Source organism: Cupriavidus sp. GW823-FHT06D04 (genome assembly GCF_058795055.1).
In genome coordinates, this window is the sequence record NZ_JBXAHL010000001.1 from 382,674 (window position 1) to 398,242 (window position 15,569).

Here is a 15,569-nt window from a genome sequence, read left to right on the forward strand (position 1 = left end):
GCACGCCGGAGCCAATCGGATGCAAGGTCGTGCCTATAATCCGGCAACACCCTTTCGCGAGACGCCCCGGTGCCCACTTCTCCGGTGTCCCCTTCCACCGAAACCTACGCCGCGCCGCCCGGCGCCGAGCGCCTTGCGGCCCTGCTCCAGGCCGTGGCCATCGGCGAGCGGCAGGCGCTGCGCGGCCTCTATGACCTCACCGCGACGAAACTGTTTGGCCTTGCGCTGCGTATCACTGGCAGGCGCGATTGGGCGGAGGATGTCGTGCAGGAAAGCTTTGTCAGCATCTGGCACCACGCCGGCGACTACCGGCCGCACCTGGCCGCGCCGATGACCTGGATGACCGCGATCGTGCGCAACCGCGCGCTGGACTGCCTGCGCCGGGCAACCGCGGCACGCGTCGGGCAGACGGTCGAGCTTGACGAAGACCTGGGCGAATGGCTGGCCGACGACGCGGCCGGCCCCGCGGAACTGGCCGATGCCAGCCAGCAGGCACGCGCGCTCAACCGCTGCCTGCAGCGCCTCGAGCAGCCGCAGCGCCAGGCCATCATGCTGGCCTACCTGCAGGACCTGAGCCACGCCGAGCTGGCCGCCCGGCTGCGCACGCCGCTGGGGACGGTCAAGTCCTGGATCCGGCGCGGCCTGGAACGACTGCGCAGCTGCATGGAGGGCGCGGCATGAAGCTGGCCAGCCATCCCGACCTGCTCGACCGCATCGCCGCGCAGTACGCGCTGGGGGTGCTGCGCGGCGGCGCACGGCGCCGCCTGGAACAACTCGCGCGCGAAGAGCCCGCGGTGCGCGCCGCGATCCACCGCTGGCAGGCGCGGCTCGCGGGCGTGGCTGAGTTGCAGGCGGCCGCCGAGCCGGTCGACAAGGTGTGGTGCGGGATCGAGGATCGCCTCGGCTGGAAGGTGGCTGATCCTGCCAGTCGGCCGATGCGCTCGGCCCGTGACACCCGTCCCGCGGACGGCTGGTGGCAGCGCCTGTGGTCGGCCCCGGTCTTCTGGCGTGGCGCCGCGGCGGCAATGGCCATGGTGGCGGTGCTGGCCGTCGGCATCGGCATCCAGCTTGCCCGGCAGGATCAGACGGCGCCGGCCGAGGTCGTCGCCGTGCTGAACGACGACCGTGCCCAGCCTGCGATGCTGGTGTCGTGGGATGCCGGCGCACGCAGCCTGATCGTGCGCCGCCTGGATCACCTGGCCCTGAGCGACCAGCAGGTATTGCAGCTGTGGGCGCTGCCTGCGGGCAGCAAGCCGCAGTCGCTGGGCGTGATCGGCCGAGCACCCGAAGCCCGGCTGGCGCTGGCGCGGTTGCCCGCGGCGGTGCCCGCGCTGGCGGTCAGCATCGAGCCGCCGGGCGGCTCGCCCAATGCCGATGGGCCAAGCGGCCCGGTGGTGTTCAAGGGGCCGGTGATCCACAGCCGGCTCTGATGATCGGCGCTGCCGTGCCGGCCAGCGCCGCCAGCGGGCCGGCGGGCGATATAATCGCCGTTTCCCAATTTCTCGCGCCCGCCGCCGTCCATACGCCGGCGCCTGCCCGCGCGAGCCACTGCAGCCGACGTCCATGTCCACCTCCCAACTTGCCAAGAAAGGCGAAGCCTGGTCCGCCCGCTTCTCCGAACCGATGTCCGACCTGGTGAAGCGCTACACCGCCTCGGTGTTCTTCGACAAGCGCTTGGCCCTGTTCGACATCCAGGGCTCGCTGGCCCATGCGGCCATGCTGGCAAAGCAGGGTATCATCGCCGAGGCCGACCGCGCCGAGATCGAGCGCGGCATGGCGCAAATCAAGGCCGAAATCGAGGCCGGCGGCTTCGAGTGGAAGCTGGACCTGGAAGACGTCCACCTGAACATCGAGGCGCGCCTGACCGCGCTGGTGGGCGATGCCGGCAAGCGCCTGCACACCGGCCGCTCGCGCAATGACCAGGTCGCCACCGACATCCGCCTGTGGCTGCGAAGCGAGATCGACAACATCATCGTGCTGCTGGGCGCGCTGCGCGCCGCGCTGCTGGACCTGGCCGAACAGAATGCCGACACCATCCTGCCCGGCTTCACCCACCTGCAGGTGGCGCAGCCGGTGACCTTCGGTCACCACCTGCTGGCCTACAACGAGATGTTCACGCGCGACGCCGAGCGCATGGCCGACTGCCGCAAGCGCGTCAACCGCCTGCCGCTGGGCGCGGCCGCGCTGGCCGGCACCAGCTATCCGATCGATCGTGAGTTCGTGGCGCAGCAGCTGGGCTTTGACGGCGTGTGCCGCAACTCGCTCGACGCCGTGTCGGACCGCGACTTCGCCATTGAATTCTGCGCAGCCGCCGCGCTGGTGATGACGCATGTGTCGCGCTTCTCGGAGGAGCTGGTGCTGTGGATGAGCCCGCGCGTGGGCTTTATCGACATCGCCGACCGCTTCTGCACCGGCAGCTCGATCATGCCGCAGAAGAAGAACCCGGACGTGCCCGAACTGGCGCGTGGCAAGACCGGCCGCGTCAACGGCCACCTGATCGGCCTGCTGACGCTGATGAAGGGCCAGCCGCTGGCGTACAACAAGGACAACCAGGAAGACAAGGAGCCGCTGTTCGACACGGTCGATACCGTCGTGGACACGCTGCGCATCTTCGCCGACATGGTGCCGGGCATCACCGTCAAGCCCGAAGCGATGCGCGCCGCCGCGCTGCAGGGCTACGCCACCGCCACCGACCTGGCCGACTACCTGGTCAAGAAGGGCCTGCCCTTCCGCGACGCCCACGAAGCCGTGGCCCACGCGGTGCGCGCCTGCGACAGCCGCCAGTGCGACCTGGCCGACCTGACCGTGGCCGAGCTGCGCGAGGTCTCGGGCCTGGGCGACAAGGCCGCGCTGATCGGCGAAGACGTGCACTCGGTGCTGACGCTGGAAGGCTCGGTCGCCGCGCGCGACCATATCGGCGGCACGGCGCCGGCGCAAGTACGCGCCGCCATCGCGGCCGCACGCGCGGCGCTGTAATACCGGGCCGTGCTGTAAGTTTCACGTAAGTTTTACGCAAGAAGAAGCCACCGCGGCGCGAGCCCGGTGGCTTTTTTTGTTGATGTTCCCCATTCTGGCGCAATCTCGTCGCCCCCGTAGGTAGTAGCCCCTAGCGCCTGTAGATTTTGTTACAGATAAACTAATCGCCGCAAAAACCGGGGAGACAACCCATGTATTACTTGCTTGGTCTGTCACGACAGATCGACAGGTTGAATCAGCACACTGGCAGGCTTGCAAACATCATGATCCTGCTGTCGTGCCTGATCAGCGCAGGCAACGCCCTTCTGCGCTATGGCTTCAACTTGAGCGACAACTGGCCACTCGAACTGCAGTGGTACATGTTTGCCATTGCCGTGATGTTCGGCGCCTCCTACACCTTCCAGCGCAATGAGCACGTGCGCGTAGACCTGATCTACGGCAACGTCTCGGAACGCGCGCAGCACTGGATCGACATCTTCGGCATCGTCGTGTTCCTGCTGCCGTCGTGCCTGCTGTTCACCTGGCTGTCGTGGGACTCGTTGTTCCTGCCCTCGTGGCGCATCCTCGAGCAATCGGGCAATTCCGGCGGCCTGCCGCGTTACCCGATCAAGCTGGTGGTGCCCATCGGCTTTGCCCTGCTGACGCTGCAGGGCGTGTCCGAACTGATCAAGCGCTTCGCCGCCCTCAAGGGCCTGGTGCGCATCGAATCCAAGTACGAGAGGCCGGTTCAATGATTCCGTTGGAATATATGCCGCCGATGATGTTCGGCGGCCTGGTGCTGTTCATGCTGATCGGCTTCCCGGTCGCGTTCTCGCTGTCGGCGGTGGGCCTGGCCTTCGGCTTCCTGGCGATCGAATGGGGTTACTTCCCGATCAGCTTCCTGCAGGCCGTGCCGAGCCGCGTGTTCGGCAGCGTGCTGGCCAACGAGCTGCTGCTGGCGATCCCGTTCTTCACCTTCATGGGCGCCATCCTGGAGAAGTGCGGGCTGGCCGAGGACATGCTGGACTCCATGGGCCAGCTGTTCGGCCCGGTGCGCGGCGGCCTGGGCTATTCGGTGATCATCGTCGGCTTTATCCTGGGCGCGATCACCGGCACGGTGGCGGCACAGGTGATCGCCATGGCGATGATCTCGCTGCCGGTGATGATGCGCTACCGCTACAACATGAAGTACGCCACCGGCGTGCTGGCCGCATCGGGCACCATCACGCAGCTGGTGCCGCCCTCGCTGGTGCTGGTGGTGCTGGCCGACCAGCTCAAGACCCCGCTGGGCAGCGCCGACGTGGGCAGCATGTACCTGGGCGCGTGGGGCCCGTCGGTGGTGCAGATCGCGCTGTTTGCGCTCTACACCTTCTTCCTGGCGCGCTTCAAGCCCGACTGGCTGCCGCCGGTTCCCGCCGAAGCGCGCACCCTGCGCGGCTGGGCGCTGTGGCGCAAATGCCTGCGCGGCATCATCCCCTGCGCGGTGCTGATCTTCCTGGTGCTCGGCACCATCATGCTGGGCATTGCCACGCCGACGGAATCCGGCGCCATGGGCGCGGTCGGTGCGCTGGTGCTGGCCGTGATCCGCGACAAGGCCTTTAGCCGGATCGACCGCCAAGTCTACCGCGTCGGCATCGCCGCCACGCTGGTGGCCGCGGCGGTGGGCTTCTTCGCCTTCGGCTCGCACGTGTTCCGCATCCCGCTGGCGGTGGTGTACCTGGTCATCCTCTGGCTGCTGCTGCGTGCCGGCCAGATGACCGAGCTGCGCCTGCTGATCGTCGATGCCTACCAGTCCACTGCGCGCATCACCGCGATGGTGGTGTTCATCCTGATCGGCTCCACCTGCTTCTCGGTGGTGTTCCAGGGCGTGGACGGCGGCGCCTGGGTGGAGCATCTGTTCACCTCGCTGCCAGGCGGCTGGATCGGCTTCCTGATCGTGGTGAACCTGTTTATCTTCTTCCTGGCCTTCTTCCTGGACTTCTTCGAAATCGCCTTCATCGTGGTACCGATGCTGGCACCGGTGGCGGTCAAGGTGCTGGCGCCGGTGGTGGCCGACTCCATGGGCGGCAACCCGGAGGCCGCGGCGACGGCGGCGCTGGTGTGGTTCGGCGTGATGCTGTGCGTGAACATGCAGACCTCGTTCATGCACCCGCCGTTCGGCTTCGCGCTGTTCTACCTGCGCGGCATCGCCCCGAAGGAAGTGAAAAGCTCCGACATCTACTGGGGTGCTCTGCCCTGGGTCGGGCTGCAGATGGTGATGGTGCTGCTGGTGATGTTCTGGCCAGGCATGGTGACGGGGCTGCTGGACAAGGGATCGCTCAAGCACAGCAACGCGGCAGAGGTCAGCATCCCGCTTGGCGGAGAGCCGGAGAAACCGGCGTCGGCGCCAGGACCAGCCGCCCCGCCGGGTTCGCTGGAACTGCCAGGCGCGGCACCGGCACCTGAGCCCGCGGCACCACAGTTCGAGTTCGAAAAGAAGAACTGATCGGATCGTCGATCCAAGGCCCCGCAGCAATGCGGGGCCTTTTCATTGGCGCGGGTCCGCGCCGGCGTGCGATTGCGAATCGGCTCATCGACCGGCGCGCTTGCGTGGCCCAGACTGGCCCTGTGTTCTGCGAACCGCCCCCAGGAGAGCCGCCATACAAACCACCACACCCTTCGACCGACCGGGCACGGCAACGATGCATCGCCTGCCATCGATACGTGACTTTGGCCGGCAGGTGTTGCCGGTCGATGCCGACGTCGCCCAGGTCTGGGGCCAGCTGCGCGCGCCGCGGCCTGAGCATGCGCTGGACAAGTTCATTGCCGCCACCGCGCTGATCCACGACCTGGCCATTGTCACGCGCAATGTGGAAGACCTCCGCTGCACGGGCGCGATGCTGCTGAATCCGTTCACCTAGCGCGAAAAGGAAAGGGCCCCGCATAGCGGGGCCCTGATCTCATCAGCGGGACGCGGACTGGCGCTCAGCCGTCCTGCTTCACGCAGTCGACAAAGTACGCCTTCTTGCCGTCGATTTCGTCCTCGACCAGGCCGTGGATGTCGGTCTCGAAGCCCGGGAACAGCTTGTTGAACTCGCGCGCGAACTTCAGGTACTGCACGATGGTGCGGTTAAAGCGCTCGCCCGGAATCAGCAGCGGAATGCCCGGCGGGTACGGCGTCAGCAGGATGGCGGTGACGCGGCCTTCGAGGTCGTCGACCGGCACGCGCTCGATCTCGCGGTGCGCCATCATGGCCCAGGCGTCCGACGGCTTCATCGCCGGCTCCATGTCCGACAGGTACATCTCCGTCGTCACACGGGCCACGTCATTGGCCTTGTACACGCTGTGGATCGCATCGCACAGGTCACGCAGGCCCATGCGCTCATATTGCGGATGCTTGGCGACGAATTCCGGCAGCACACGCCACAGCGGCTGGTTCTGGTCGTAGTCGTCCTTGAACTGCTGCAGCTCGGTCACCAGCGAGTTCCAGCGGCCCTTGGTGATGCCGATGGTGAACATGATGAAGAACGAGTACAGCCCGGTCTTCTCGATGATGATGCCGTGCTCGGCCAGGTACTTGGTGACGATGGCCGCCGGGATACCGCGTTCGCTGAACTCGCCGTCCACGTCCAGGCCCGGGGTGATGATGGTGGCCTTGATCGGGTCGAGCAGGTTGAAGCCGTCGGCCAGGTCGCCGAAGCCGTGCCAGCGCTCGTTGGCCTTGAGCATCCATTCTTCGCGGTCGCCGATGCCGTCTTCGATCAGCGCGTCCGGGCCCCACACCTTGAACCACCAGTCGCCGTTCTTGCCGTCGTCATAATCGCCCTCGACCTTGCGCATGGCGCGGCGGAAGTCCATCGCCTCCTGGATGCTCTCTTCCACCAGCGCGGTGCCACCCGGCGCTTCCATCATCGCCGCGGCCACATCGCACGAGGCGATGATCGAGTACTGCGGGCTGGTCGAGGTGTGCATCAGGTACGCCTCGTTGAAGCGGTAGCGGTCCAGCTTGCGCGTCTCGGAATCCTGCACCAGGATCTGCGAGGCCTGCGACAGGCCGGCCAGCAGCTTGTGCGTGGACTGCGTGGCGAACACCAGCGCGTCCTTGCTGCGCGGGCGGTCCTTGCCGATCGCGTGCATGTTGCGATAGAAGTCGTGGAAGGCCGCGTGCGGCAGCCAGGCTTCATCGAAGTGAAGCGTGTCGATCTCGGCGGCCAGCATTTCCTTGATCTGTTCGGCGTTGTACAGCACGCCATCGTACGTACCCTGCGTGATAGTCAGGATGCGCGGCTTCTGGTTCTTGGCCTTGCTCGCGAACGGGTGGTTGGCGATCTTCTTCCTGATCGTTTCCGGGTCGAACTCGCTCTTCGGGATCGGGCCGATGATGCCGTAGTGGTTGCGCGTAGGCATCAGGAAGACCGGGATCGCGCCCGTCATCATGATCGCGTGCAGGATCGACTTGTGGCAGTTGCGGTCCACCACCACGATGTCGCCCGGCGCCACGTTGGCATGCCACACCATCTTGTTCGAGGTGGAGGTGCCGTTGGTGACGAAGTACATGTGGTCGGAGTTGAAGATGCGCGCGGCATTGCGCTCCGACGCGGCCACCGGGCCGGTATGGTCCAGCAGCTGGCCCAGCTCGTCGACCGCGTTGCAGACGTCGGCGCGCAGCATGTTCTCGCCGAAGAACTGGTGGAACACCTGGCCCACCGGGCTCTTCAGGAACGCCACGCCGCCCGAGTGCCCCGGGCAGTGCCACGAGTACGAGCTGTCCTGCGCGTAGTCGATCAGCGCCTTGAAGAACGGCGGCGCCAGCGTGTCGAGGTAGACCTTGGCTTCGCGGATGATGTGGCGTGCCACGAATTCCGGCGTGTCCTCGAACATGTGGATGAAGCCATGCAGCTCGCGCAGGATATCGTTGGGGATATGGCGCGAAGTGCGGGTCTCGCCGTACAGGAAGATCGGCAGGTCCGAGTTGCGGCGGCGCACTTCGGCGACGAAGGCGCGCAGCTTTTCGATCGCGGCGGCCTCGAGCTGGTCCTCGCCTTCGCGCGTGAACTCGTCGTCGTCGATCGACACGATAAAGCTCGATGCCCGGCTGGACTGCTGGGCAAACGACGTCAGGTCGCCGTAGCTGGTCAGGCCCATGACCTCCATGCCCTCTTTCTCGATCGCCTCGGCCAGCGCGCGGATGCCCGAGCCGGAGATGTTCTCGGAGCGAAAGTCTTCGTCAATGATGATGACGGGGAAACGGAATTTCATCGGGCATCCTTGATGGAAAGCAGGACATAAAGGACTTGAGCCACATGGCCGGCGGGAGGTTCCCCGCGACGGCGACATGTGGCTCTCACGTCAGTTGTGGCGGCCGCTCTGGGCCAGCCGCACCGGCAGACGCCGGCATTGTAATGCGCTCAGGTCTTCGGCAGTGTGACACCGTGCTGACCCTGGTACTTGCCGCCCCGGTCGCGATACGAGGTCTCGCAGACTTCGTCGCTCTCGAAGAACAGCACCTGGGCGCAACCCTCGCCGGCGTAGATCTTGGCGGGCAGCGGCGTGGTGTTGGAGAACTCCAGCGTCACATAGCCTTCCCATTCGGGCTCGAACGGCGTCACATTGACGATGATGCCGCAGCGGGCATAGGTGCTCTTGCCCAGGCAGATGGTCAGCACGCTGCGCGGGATCCGGAAGTACTCCATCGTGCGCGCCAGCGCGAACGAGTTGGGCGGGATGATGCAGACATCGCCCTTGAAATCCACGAACGACTTCTCGTCGAAATTCTTCGGATCGACGATGGTGCTGTTGATATTGGTGAAGATCTTGAATTCGTCGGCGCAGCGGATGTCGTAGCCGTAGCTCGAGGTGCCGTACGAGACGATCTTGCGCCCGTCCTGCTCCCGGACCTGGCCTGGCGCGAACGGCTCGATCATGCCGTGCTGCTCCGCCATGCGGCGGATCCACTTGTCGGATTTGATGCTCATAAGGTTGGGAGGGTAAACACACTGGCTCGGAGTGCGCCGCATTGTACAACCAATCGGGGGCCGCCCCTGCAAGCAAACGCAAGCAGCCAAGTGCCGCTTACGCCACCGCGTCTTCCGGCAGGCGGTGGTGGAAGCGCTCGCGCCCGGTGTAGAGCAGGAAGTGCTTGCCGGTGCAGCGCGCAAACAGCGTCAGGTTGACGCGTCGGGCCATCTGGTAGCCCATCTGCGTCACGCCCGAGCGCGACAGCAGGAACGGGATGCCCATCTGCGCGCCCTTGATCACCATCTCGGAGGTCAGGCGGCCGGTAGTGTAGAAGATCTTGTCGCTACCCGTCATGCCTTCCAGCCACATGCGTCCGGCGATGGCGTCCACGGCGTTGTGGCGGCCGACGTCCTCGATGAACATCAGCAGCTCGGTGCCCTGGAACAGCGCGCAGCCGTGCACTGAGCCAGCCTGCTTGTAGACTGACTGCTGCAGCCGGATGGTGTCGATAATGCCGTACAGGGTGTCCTGGTCCAGCGTGGCGCCAACCGGTAGGCGAATGTTGTCAACTTCATCGAGCAGCGAGCCGAACACGGTGCCTTGTCCGCAGCCGGTGGTCACCACGCGGCGCGCGGTGCGCTCCTCAATGCGGTCCACGCCGTTGCGCGTGGTCACGGCGGCCGACTCGGTTTCCCAGTCGACCTGCACCGCGGCGATGTCTTCGATCGATTCCACCAGCCGCTGGTTGCGCAGGTAGCCCAGCACTAGGTGCTCGGGCGCGCCGCCCAGGGTCATCAGCGTGACCAGCTCGCGCTTGTCGAGGTAGACCGTCAGCGGACGCTCGCCCGGCAGGTAGGCCGCGCGCACGCGGCCCTGCTCGTCGACGACTTCAACCTCTTCGATCAGGGGAACGGCTGCCTGGGTAAGCTCGGGACGCAGGGTCATGACGAGGGGCTCGGGACTGCTGGTGAGGGCCCCGCGCCGCGCACGGCGTGCGTGGGGCTGTGGTTACGGCGCCTTTGCAGGCGATTGTACCGCGCCGGCCGCGGCCGGTTTGGCCTCGGCCGCGGTGCTTGCCACGGCTGGTGCCGGGGGCGCAGGCGCAGCGGCGGTCGGCGCCACAAACGGGCCCGGATCGGCACATTCAGCGGTCTGCGACGGCGCGCGGGCTTCCTGGCCGTGGGTCTTGCGCTCGGCAAAGTAACGCGCCGCGGTCTTGTCCTGCGCGCGGCACAACTGGTAGGCGGCGACCTTGTCGGCCCAGGCGGCGCGCGCCTTGGTCTCGGCGGCCTTGGCCTGCTGGGCCTCGGTCGGCGGCGGCAGCTTGGCCAGCGCGCCGGTGGCAAAGGTGGCGCCCGCACACAGGGCAAGCAGCGTCAGGGTGCGTGTCATCGTCATGGTGGGTTCCGCATGGTCTGGTTGGCGCCGGCCTCAGGCTTCGCCCGGGGTATGCCGGGTGTTGCGCCCCGCGGCGGCTTCCGGGCTGGCCGAACGCTGGGCCGGGATCTTGCCCGACTTGATGTCGTCGTACCAGTGCTCGTGGTGCTCCTTGGCCCAGGCCTCGTCCACCCAGCCGTCGCGCATGGCGCGGTAGGCGCCTTCCATGCCGACCGTACCCATGTAGATATGGCCGCACGCCATCGCGATCATCAGCACGGCCGAGATCCCGTGGATCACGTTGGCGATCTGCATGGTCGCGCGGTAGTAGTCCATGCCCGGCACGATCATGTCCAGCACCCAGCCCGAGGCCGACAGCACCAGCCCGAACACGAACACGCCGATCCAGAACCACATCTTCTCGCCGGCATTGAAGCGCCCGCTCGGCACATGCTTGCCGGATGCCAGGCCGCCAAGGCTGGTCACCCAGTGCACGTCGTCGCGGCTGGGCAGGTTGTCGCGCACGAACACCACGAAGCCCACGATCACCGACAGCGTAAAGATCGGGCCGATAACGTTGTGCAGGTTCTTCAGCACGTAAGTCAGCCAGCCGAACAGCATGTGGCCCATCAGCGGCAGCAGAAAATGCTTGCCCAGCAGCAGCACGATGCCCGACACCGCCAGCACCACGAATGAGATCGCCATGGTCCAGTGGACGATGCGCTCAAGCGGCGTGAAGCGCTCGATCATGCGGCCGGTGCGCGGCGTGCGCAGCGGGATGGTGCCGCGCCAGAGGAAGAAACCCAGGATGGCGAGCGGCACCACCAGCAGCAGCCAGCCGCCCCAGACGGTGATGACGCCGTTGCGGAACAGGCGCCATTGCTGCCCGGTGCGCTGGATCAGCACGCCGGCTTCCTTGTCGGGCAGGCTGCTGTAGTGGCGCTGGTCGGAATTGACCTCGCGCCAGACCGGCGCATTGTTGCCGGGCTGCTCGTCGGTGCGGCGCTTCTGCGACTGCGCCTCGGCGGCGATGTCGCGGCGTGGCACGTTGAAGATGTTTTCCGACGCGATGCCGGCCAGCGGCTGGACCGGGTGCGTGGCGGGGTTGTTGGTGTCGGCGCTGGCCTGTGCGGCGGCCGGTGCCGGCGGTGCCGAGGCCGGCGCCTGTGCGGCGGCGGTCCCGGCAATGGCCGCCAGTGCCAGGGCGCCGGCGCTGAGCCAGCGCCGCCAGCCTAAGCGGCATGCATTCTGCAACGGCGTCATGTGCGCTCCTTCGGATCGTCGAGGACCAGCGCCCGGCTGCCGGGGCGGCCCAACTGCAGCGCCTTCATTGCGTGCGGTTGTACTCGTTCTGCAACTGGTTGCGCTGGCGAATCTGGTTGCCCCAGCTGGTCTTGTCGCCCTGCGTCCAGCCCTTGGCCACGAACGGATCGTCCGGGGCGCCCTGGTAGGCCTGGGCGTCAGCCTTGCGGTGCGACGGACCGATGGTCTGCGGCTTCTCACCGCACGCCGCCAGCAGCACGCCGCACAGCGACAGCAATGCAATAACGCGGACGCGGTTCATGACGCTTGCCCTCCCGAGGCCGCGGGTGCGGCCGGTGCAGCGGGCGCCGGCTGTGCCGGTTGGGCCGGCTGGGCCGCGCCGCCCTTGGCGGTGCCGTAGGCGGTACCCCAGCCGAACACGTCGCCGCCAGTGCCGCGCTTGATCACGCGGTTGCGCAGGATGTCGGCGATCACATCGCCGTCGCCACCCAGCAGCGCCTTGGTCGAGCACATCTCGGCGCACAGCGGCAGCTTGCCTTCGGCCAGGCGGTTGCGGCCGTACTTCTCGAACTCGGCTTCCGAGCCGTTCTTTTCCGGGCCGCCCGCGCAGAAGGTGCACTTGTCCATCTTGCCGCGAACGCCGAAGGTGCCGGTCGACGGGAACTGCGGCGCGCCGAACGGGCAGGCGTAGGAACAGTAGCCGCAGCCGATGCAGACGTCCTTGTCGTGCAGCACCACGCCGTCCTCGGTGCGGTAGAAGCAGTCGACCGGGCAGACCGCCATGCAGGGCGCGTCCGAACAGTGCATGCAGGCCACCGAGATCGATTTCTCGGCGCCGACCATGCCGTCGTTGACGGTGACCACGCGGCGCCGGTTCACGCCCCAGGGCACCTCGTGCTCATTCTTGCAGGCAGTGACGCAGCTGTTGCACTCGATGCAGCGCTCGGCGTCACAGATAAATTTCATGCGTGCCATGGTGTCCCTCTGCCCTTATGCAAACCGCTCGATCTGGCAAACGGTGGTCTTGGTTTCCTGCATCATCGTGACCGCGTCATAGCCGTAGGTGGTGGCCGTGTTGACCGCCTCGCCCCGCACCACCGGCATCGCGCCCTCCGGGTAGTAGTCCTTCAGGTCCTTGCCCTCCCACCAGCCCGAGAAATGGAACGGGATAAACGCGGTATCGGGCCCTACCCGCTCGGTCACCAGCGCGCGCACCTTGATGCGGGCCCCGGTGGGTGTCTTCACCCAGCAGAAGTCACCGTTGCGGATGCCGCGGTCGGACGCCGCGCGCGGGTTGATCTCGACGAAGTTCTCCTGCTGCAGTTCGGCCAGCCACGGGTTGGAGCGGGTTTCCTCGCCGCCGCCCTCGTACTCGACCAGCCGCCCGGAGGTCAAGATGATCGGGAACTTCTCATAGACCTTGTTCTCGATATTGCGCTGCTGCACCGACTTGTACAGCGTCGGCAGCCGCCAGAACGCCATCTTGTCGTCGTGGGTCGGGTACTTGGCAACCATGTCGGGGCGCGTGGAGTACAGCGGCTCGCGATGCTGCGGGATCGCGTCAGGGAAGTTCCATACCACCGCGCGCGCCTTGGCGTTGCCAAACGGATGGCAGCCATGGTTCTTCAGCACCACGCGCTGGATGCCGCCCGACAGGTCGGTCTTCCAGTTCTTGCCTTCGGCCTTGGCCTTCTCGGCATCGGTCAGGTCGTCCCACCAGCCCAGCTTCTTCAGCAGCACATGATCGAACTCCGGATAGCCGGTGGTGATCTCCGCGCCCAGCGAGCAAGAGCCGTCCTCGGCCAGCAGATTGACGCCATCGCGCTCCACGCCGAAGTTGGCGCGGAAGTTACCGCCGCCGTCCATCACGTGCTTGCTCGTGTCGTACAGGTTGGGCGAGCCCGGGTGCTTCAGTTCCGGCGTGCCGTAGCACGGCCACGGCAGGCCGAAGAAGTCGCCGGTCAGGTCGTAGCCGGTCACCGGGTCCTTGCCCGCCTTGCAGCGCAGCGTCTTGACGTCGAACATCTGCATATTGCGCATATGCGACTTCAACCGCTCCGGCGACTGGCCGGTGTAGCCGATGGTCCAGTTGCTGGCGTTGATCTCGCGCAGGATCGATTCCGGCTCAGGCTCCATCCAGGCGCGGCCGGCGCGCTTGACCTCGATCAGCTTCATGTTCTTCGACAGTTCCTTGCCGAAGCCGAGCCGATCGGCAAACGCCTGCATCAGCGTATGGTCGGGCATCGACTCGAACAGCGGCTCGATGACCTTTTCGCGCCATTGCAGCGAGCGGTTCGACGCCGTGCACGTGCCCGAGGTCTCGAACTGCGTGCAGGCCGGCAGCAGGTACACCGCGCGGTTCGGGTTGACCTTGTCGCCCTCGGCCGGCGGCATGTTGGCCATGGCCGCGGTCGCCGACGGATAGGGGTCGACCACCACCAGCAGGTCGAGCTTGTCCAGCGCCTTCTTCATCTCCAGGCCACGCGTCTGCGAGTTCGGGGCATGGCCCCAGAAGAACACGCCGCGCACGTTGTTGTCCTGGTCGATCAGCTCGTTCTTCTCGGTGACGATATCGATCCAGCGCGACACCGTGGTGCCGGACTTCTCCATCATCGCCTGCGAGGCAAACTGCTTCTTGATCCATTCGTAGTCCACGCCCCACACCGCGGCGTAGTGCTTCCAAGCGCCGGTGGCCAGGCCGTAGTAGCCCGGCAGCGAGTCCGGGTTGGGGCCCACGTCGGTGGCACCCTGCACGTTGTCATGGCCGCGGAAGATGTTGGCGCCGCCGCCCGACACGCCGATATTGCCCAGCGCCAGCTGCACGATGCACGAGGCGCGCACGATCGCGTTGCCAATGGTGTGCTGGGTCTGGCCCATGCACCACACCAGCGTGCTGGGGCGGTTCTTGGCCATGATCTCGGCGACCATCTTCACCTGCGCCTCGGGCACGCCGCAGACTTCCTCGACCTTGTCGGGGGTCCACTTAGCCAGCACCTCTTCCTTGACCTTGTCCATGCCATAGACCCGGTCATGCAGGTACTTCTGGTCTTCCCAGCCGTTCTGGAAGATGTGGTACAGCACGCCGAACAGGAACGCGATATCGGTGCCCGAGCGGATCCGCACATAGTGCTGGGCCTTGGCCGCGGTGCGCGTGTAGCGCGGGTCGACCACGATCACCTTGCAGCCGTTCTCCTTGGCGTGCAGCAGGTGCAGCATCGACACCGGGTGCGCCTCGGCCGCGTTGGAGCCGATATACAGCGCTGCCTTCGCGTTCTGCATATCGTTGTACGAGTTGGTCATCGCCCCGTAGCCCCAGGTATTCGCCACGCCCGCCACAGTGGTGGAGTGGCAGATACGCGCCTGGTGGTCGGTGTTGTTGGTGCCGAAGAACGACACCCACTTGCGCAGCAGATAGGACTGCTCATTGCTGTGCTTGGACGAACCGACGAAGAACATCGAGTCCGGGCCGGTCTGCTGGCGGATCTCCTTCATCTTGGCGGTGATCTCATCCAGCGCCTGGTCCCAGCTGATGCGCTGGTACTTGCCGTTGACCAGCTTCATCGGGTACTTGAGGCGGTATTCGCCGTGGCCGTGCTCACGCAGCGCCGCGCCCTTGGCGCAGTGCGCGCCCAGGTTGATGGGCGAATCGAACACCGGCTCCTGGCGGATCCACACGCCGTTCTGCACCACCGCGTCGACCGCGCAGCCGACCGAGCAGTGGCCGCACACGGTGCGCCTGACCACGATGCCGGTCTTGCCGTCGGCTGCCGCCTTCTTGTCGTCGGCGGCGTCCGCCTTGCGGATCAGCGTCAGCTGCGAAGCCGCCAGCCCGGCACCGACGCCGATGCCAGAGCGCTTGAGGAAGCTGCGGCGGTCCATGGTCGGCATCGCGCCGGCCAGGCTGGCCGCGAGCCGCTGCGAGAGTCGGCCGGAGGCTGCGCCGGCAGGTTCAGGCCGGTTGGCCAGGCCGTCAGCGAGGCGGGCGGATGCGCCCTGCGCCGCGCGTTTGCGGGTCAAGATCATGTCTCACCTCAGAT

Annotated in this window: 13 protein-coding genes and 1 pseudogene; 6 read left to right on the forward strand and 8 right to left on the reverse strand. The window is 66.4% G+C overall.

Going from position 1 to position 15,569, the window contains the following annotated elements; translation table 11 throughout:
• Positions 1 to 84 precede the first annotated feature (84 nt).
• The 6 genes and pseudogenes from AC1Q7H_RS01820 to AC1Q7H_RS01845 all read left to right on the forward strand — a co-directional run.
• A complete protein-coding gene (locus AC1Q7H_RS01820) occupies positions 85 to 681 on the forward strand; it encodes a sigma-70 family RNA polymerase sigma factor (RefSeq protein ID WP_492380964.1) in 597 nt (198 codons plus the stop codon).
• Positions 678 to 1,430, forward strand: a complete 753-nt coding sequence (locus AC1Q7H_RS01825; protein ID WP_492380905.1) for an anti-sigma factor — start codon at positions 678 to 680, stop codon at positions 1,428 to 1,430. Before AC1Q7H_RS01820 ends, AC1Q7H_RS01825 begins: the two co-directional genes overlap by 4 nt.
• Positions 1,431 to 1,563: 133 nt before the next feature.
• Positions 1,564 to 2,976, forward strand: a complete 1,413-nt coding sequence (gene argH, locus AC1Q7H_RS01830; protein ID WP_492380906.1) for an argininosuccinate lyase — start codon at positions 1,564 to 1,566, stop codon at positions 2,974 to 2,976.
• Between the two features lie 191 nt (positions 2,977 to 3,167).
• Entirely contained in the window at positions 3,168 to 3,710 is a 543-nt protein-coding gene (locus AC1Q7H_RS01835) for a TRAP transporter small permease subunit (protein WP_013957763.1), read from the forward strand.
• Positions 3,707 to 5,440 (forward strand): TRAP transporter large permease, encoded by a 1,734-nt coding sequence (locus AC1Q7H_RS01840; RefSeq protein WP_211980163.1) that lies wholly within the window; start codon positions 3,707 to 3,709, stop codon positions 5,438 to 5,440. Before AC1Q7H_RS01835 ends, AC1Q7H_RS01840 begins: the two co-directional genes overlap by 4 nt.
• A gap of 214 nt (positions 5,441 to 5,654) precedes the next feature.
• A pseudogene (locus AC1Q7H_RS01845) lies at positions 5,655 to 5,855 on the forward strand (PIN domain-containing protein); the annotation flags it as partial.
• A 64-nt stretch (positions 5,856 to 5,919) separates the two neighbouring features.
• Here the strand turns inward: AC1Q7H_RS01845 and AC1Q7H_RS01850 are convergent.
• The 8 genes from AC1Q7H_RS01850 to AC1Q7H_RS01885 form a co-directional block, all read right to left on the reverse strand.
• Positions 5,920 to 8,193 carry an Orn/Lys/Arg family decarboxylase gene (locus AC1Q7H_RS01850; protein WP_492380907.1) on the reverse strand — a complete coding sequence of 758 codons (2,274 nt, stop codon included), beginning with the start codon at positions 8,191 to 8,193 and terminating at the stop codon, positions 5,920 to 5,922.
• Between the two features lie 149 nt (positions 8,194 to 8,342).
• Complete coding sequence (dcd, locus tag AC1Q7H_RS01855; RefSeq protein ID WP_010813843.1) at positions 8,343 to 8,909, reverse strand: dCTP deaminase; 567 nt, start codon at positions 8,907 to 8,909, stop codon at positions 8,343 to 8,345.
• 97 nt (positions 8,910 to 9,006) lie between these two features.
• Positions 9,007 to 9,837 (reverse strand): formate dehydrogenase accessory sulfurtransferase FdhD, encoded by an 831-nt coding sequence (locus AC1Q7H_RS01860; RefSeq protein ID WP_013957767.1) that lies wholly within the window; start codon positions 9,835 to 9,837, stop codon positions 9,007 to 9,009.
• 63 nt (positions 9,838 to 9,900) lie between these two features.
• Positions 9,901 to 10,290, reverse strand: a complete 390-nt coding sequence (locus AC1Q7H_RS01865; protein WP_211980166.1) for a hypothetical protein — start codon at positions 10,288 to 10,290, stop codon at positions 9,901 to 9,903.
• Positions 10,291 to 10,323: 33 nt separating this feature from the next.
• Entirely contained in the window at positions 10,324 to 11,532 is a 1,209-nt protein-coding gene (locus AC1Q7H_RS01870) for a formate dehydrogenase subunit gamma (RefSeq protein ID WP_211980167.1), read from the reverse strand.
• A 64-nt stretch (positions 11,533 to 11,596) separates the two neighbouring features.
• The gene (locus AC1Q7H_RS01875) at positions 11,597 to 11,833 is read right to left on the reverse strand and encodes a hypothetical protein (protein ID WP_013957770.1); all 237 of its coding nucleotides are present in this window, start codon (positions 11,831 to 11,833) and stop codon (positions 11,597 to 11,599) included.
• Entirely contained in the window at positions 11,830 to 12,507 is a 678-nt protein-coding gene (gene fdh3B / locus AC1Q7H_RS01880) for a formate dehydrogenase FDH3 subunit beta (protein ID WP_211980168.1), read from the reverse strand. Before fdh3B ends, AC1Q7H_RS01875 begins: the two co-directional genes overlap by 4 nt.
• Before the next feature lie 15 nt (positions 12,508 to 12,522).
• Positions 12,523 to 15,555, reverse strand: coding sequence for a molybdopterin-dependent oxidoreductase (locus tag AC1Q7H_RS01885; RefSeq protein ID WP_492380908.1), 3,033 nt, complete (start codon positions 15,553 to 15,555; stop codon positions 12,523 to 12,525).
• Positions 15,556 to 15,569 lie beyond the last annotated feature (14 nt).

Bases quoted from the DNA above. Each gene is read 5' to 3' on its own strand.
- AC1Q7H_RS01825 (WP_492380905.1), top strand. From the start codon at position 678: ATGAAGCTGGCCAGCCATCCCGACCTGCTCGACCGCATCGCCGCGCAG.
- argH (WP_492380906.1), top strand. From the start codon at position 1,564: ATGTCCACCTCCCAACTTGCCAAGAAAGGCGAAGCCTGGTCCGCCCGC.
- AC1Q7H_RS01835 (WP_013957763.1), top strand. From the start codon at position 3,168: ATGTATTACTTGCTTGGTCTGTCACGACAGATCGACAGGTTGAATCAG.
- AC1Q7H_RS01840 (WP_211980163.1), top strand. From the start codon at position 3,707: ATGATTCCGTTGGAATATATGCCGCCGATGATGTTCGGCGGCCTGGTG.
- AC1Q7H_RS01850 (WP_492380907.1), bottom strand. From the start codon at position 8,193: ATGAAATTCCGTTTCCCCGTCATCATCATTGACGAAGACTTTCGCTCC.
- dcd (WP_010813843.1), bottom strand. From the start codon at position 8,909: ATGAGCATCAAATCCGACAAGTGGATCCGCCGCATGGCGGAGCAGCAC.
- AC1Q7H_RS01860 (WP_013957767.1), bottom strand. From the start codon at position 9,837: ATGACCCTGCGTCCCGAGCTTACCCAGGCAGCCGTTCCCCTGATCGAA.
- AC1Q7H_RS01865 (WP_211980166.1), bottom strand. From the start codon at position 10,290: ATGACGATGACACGCACCCTGACGCTGCTTGCCCTGTGTGCGGGCGCC.
- AC1Q7H_RS01870 (WP_211980167.1), bottom strand. From the start codon at position 11,532: ATGACGCCGTTGCAGAATGCATGCCGCTTAGGCTGGCGGCGCTGGCTC.
- AC1Q7H_RS01875 (WP_013957770.1), bottom strand. From the start codon at position 11,833: ATGAACCGCGTCCGCGTTATTGCATTGCTGTCGCTGTGCGGCGTGCTG.
- fdh3B (WP_211980168.1), bottom strand. From the start codon at position 12,507: ATGGCACGCATGAAATTTATCTGTGACGCCGAGCGCTGCATCGAGTGC.
- AC1Q7H_RS01885 (WP_492380908.1), bottom strand. From the start codon at position 15,555: ATGATCTTGACCCGCAAACGCGCGGCGCAGGGCGCATCCGCCCGCCTC.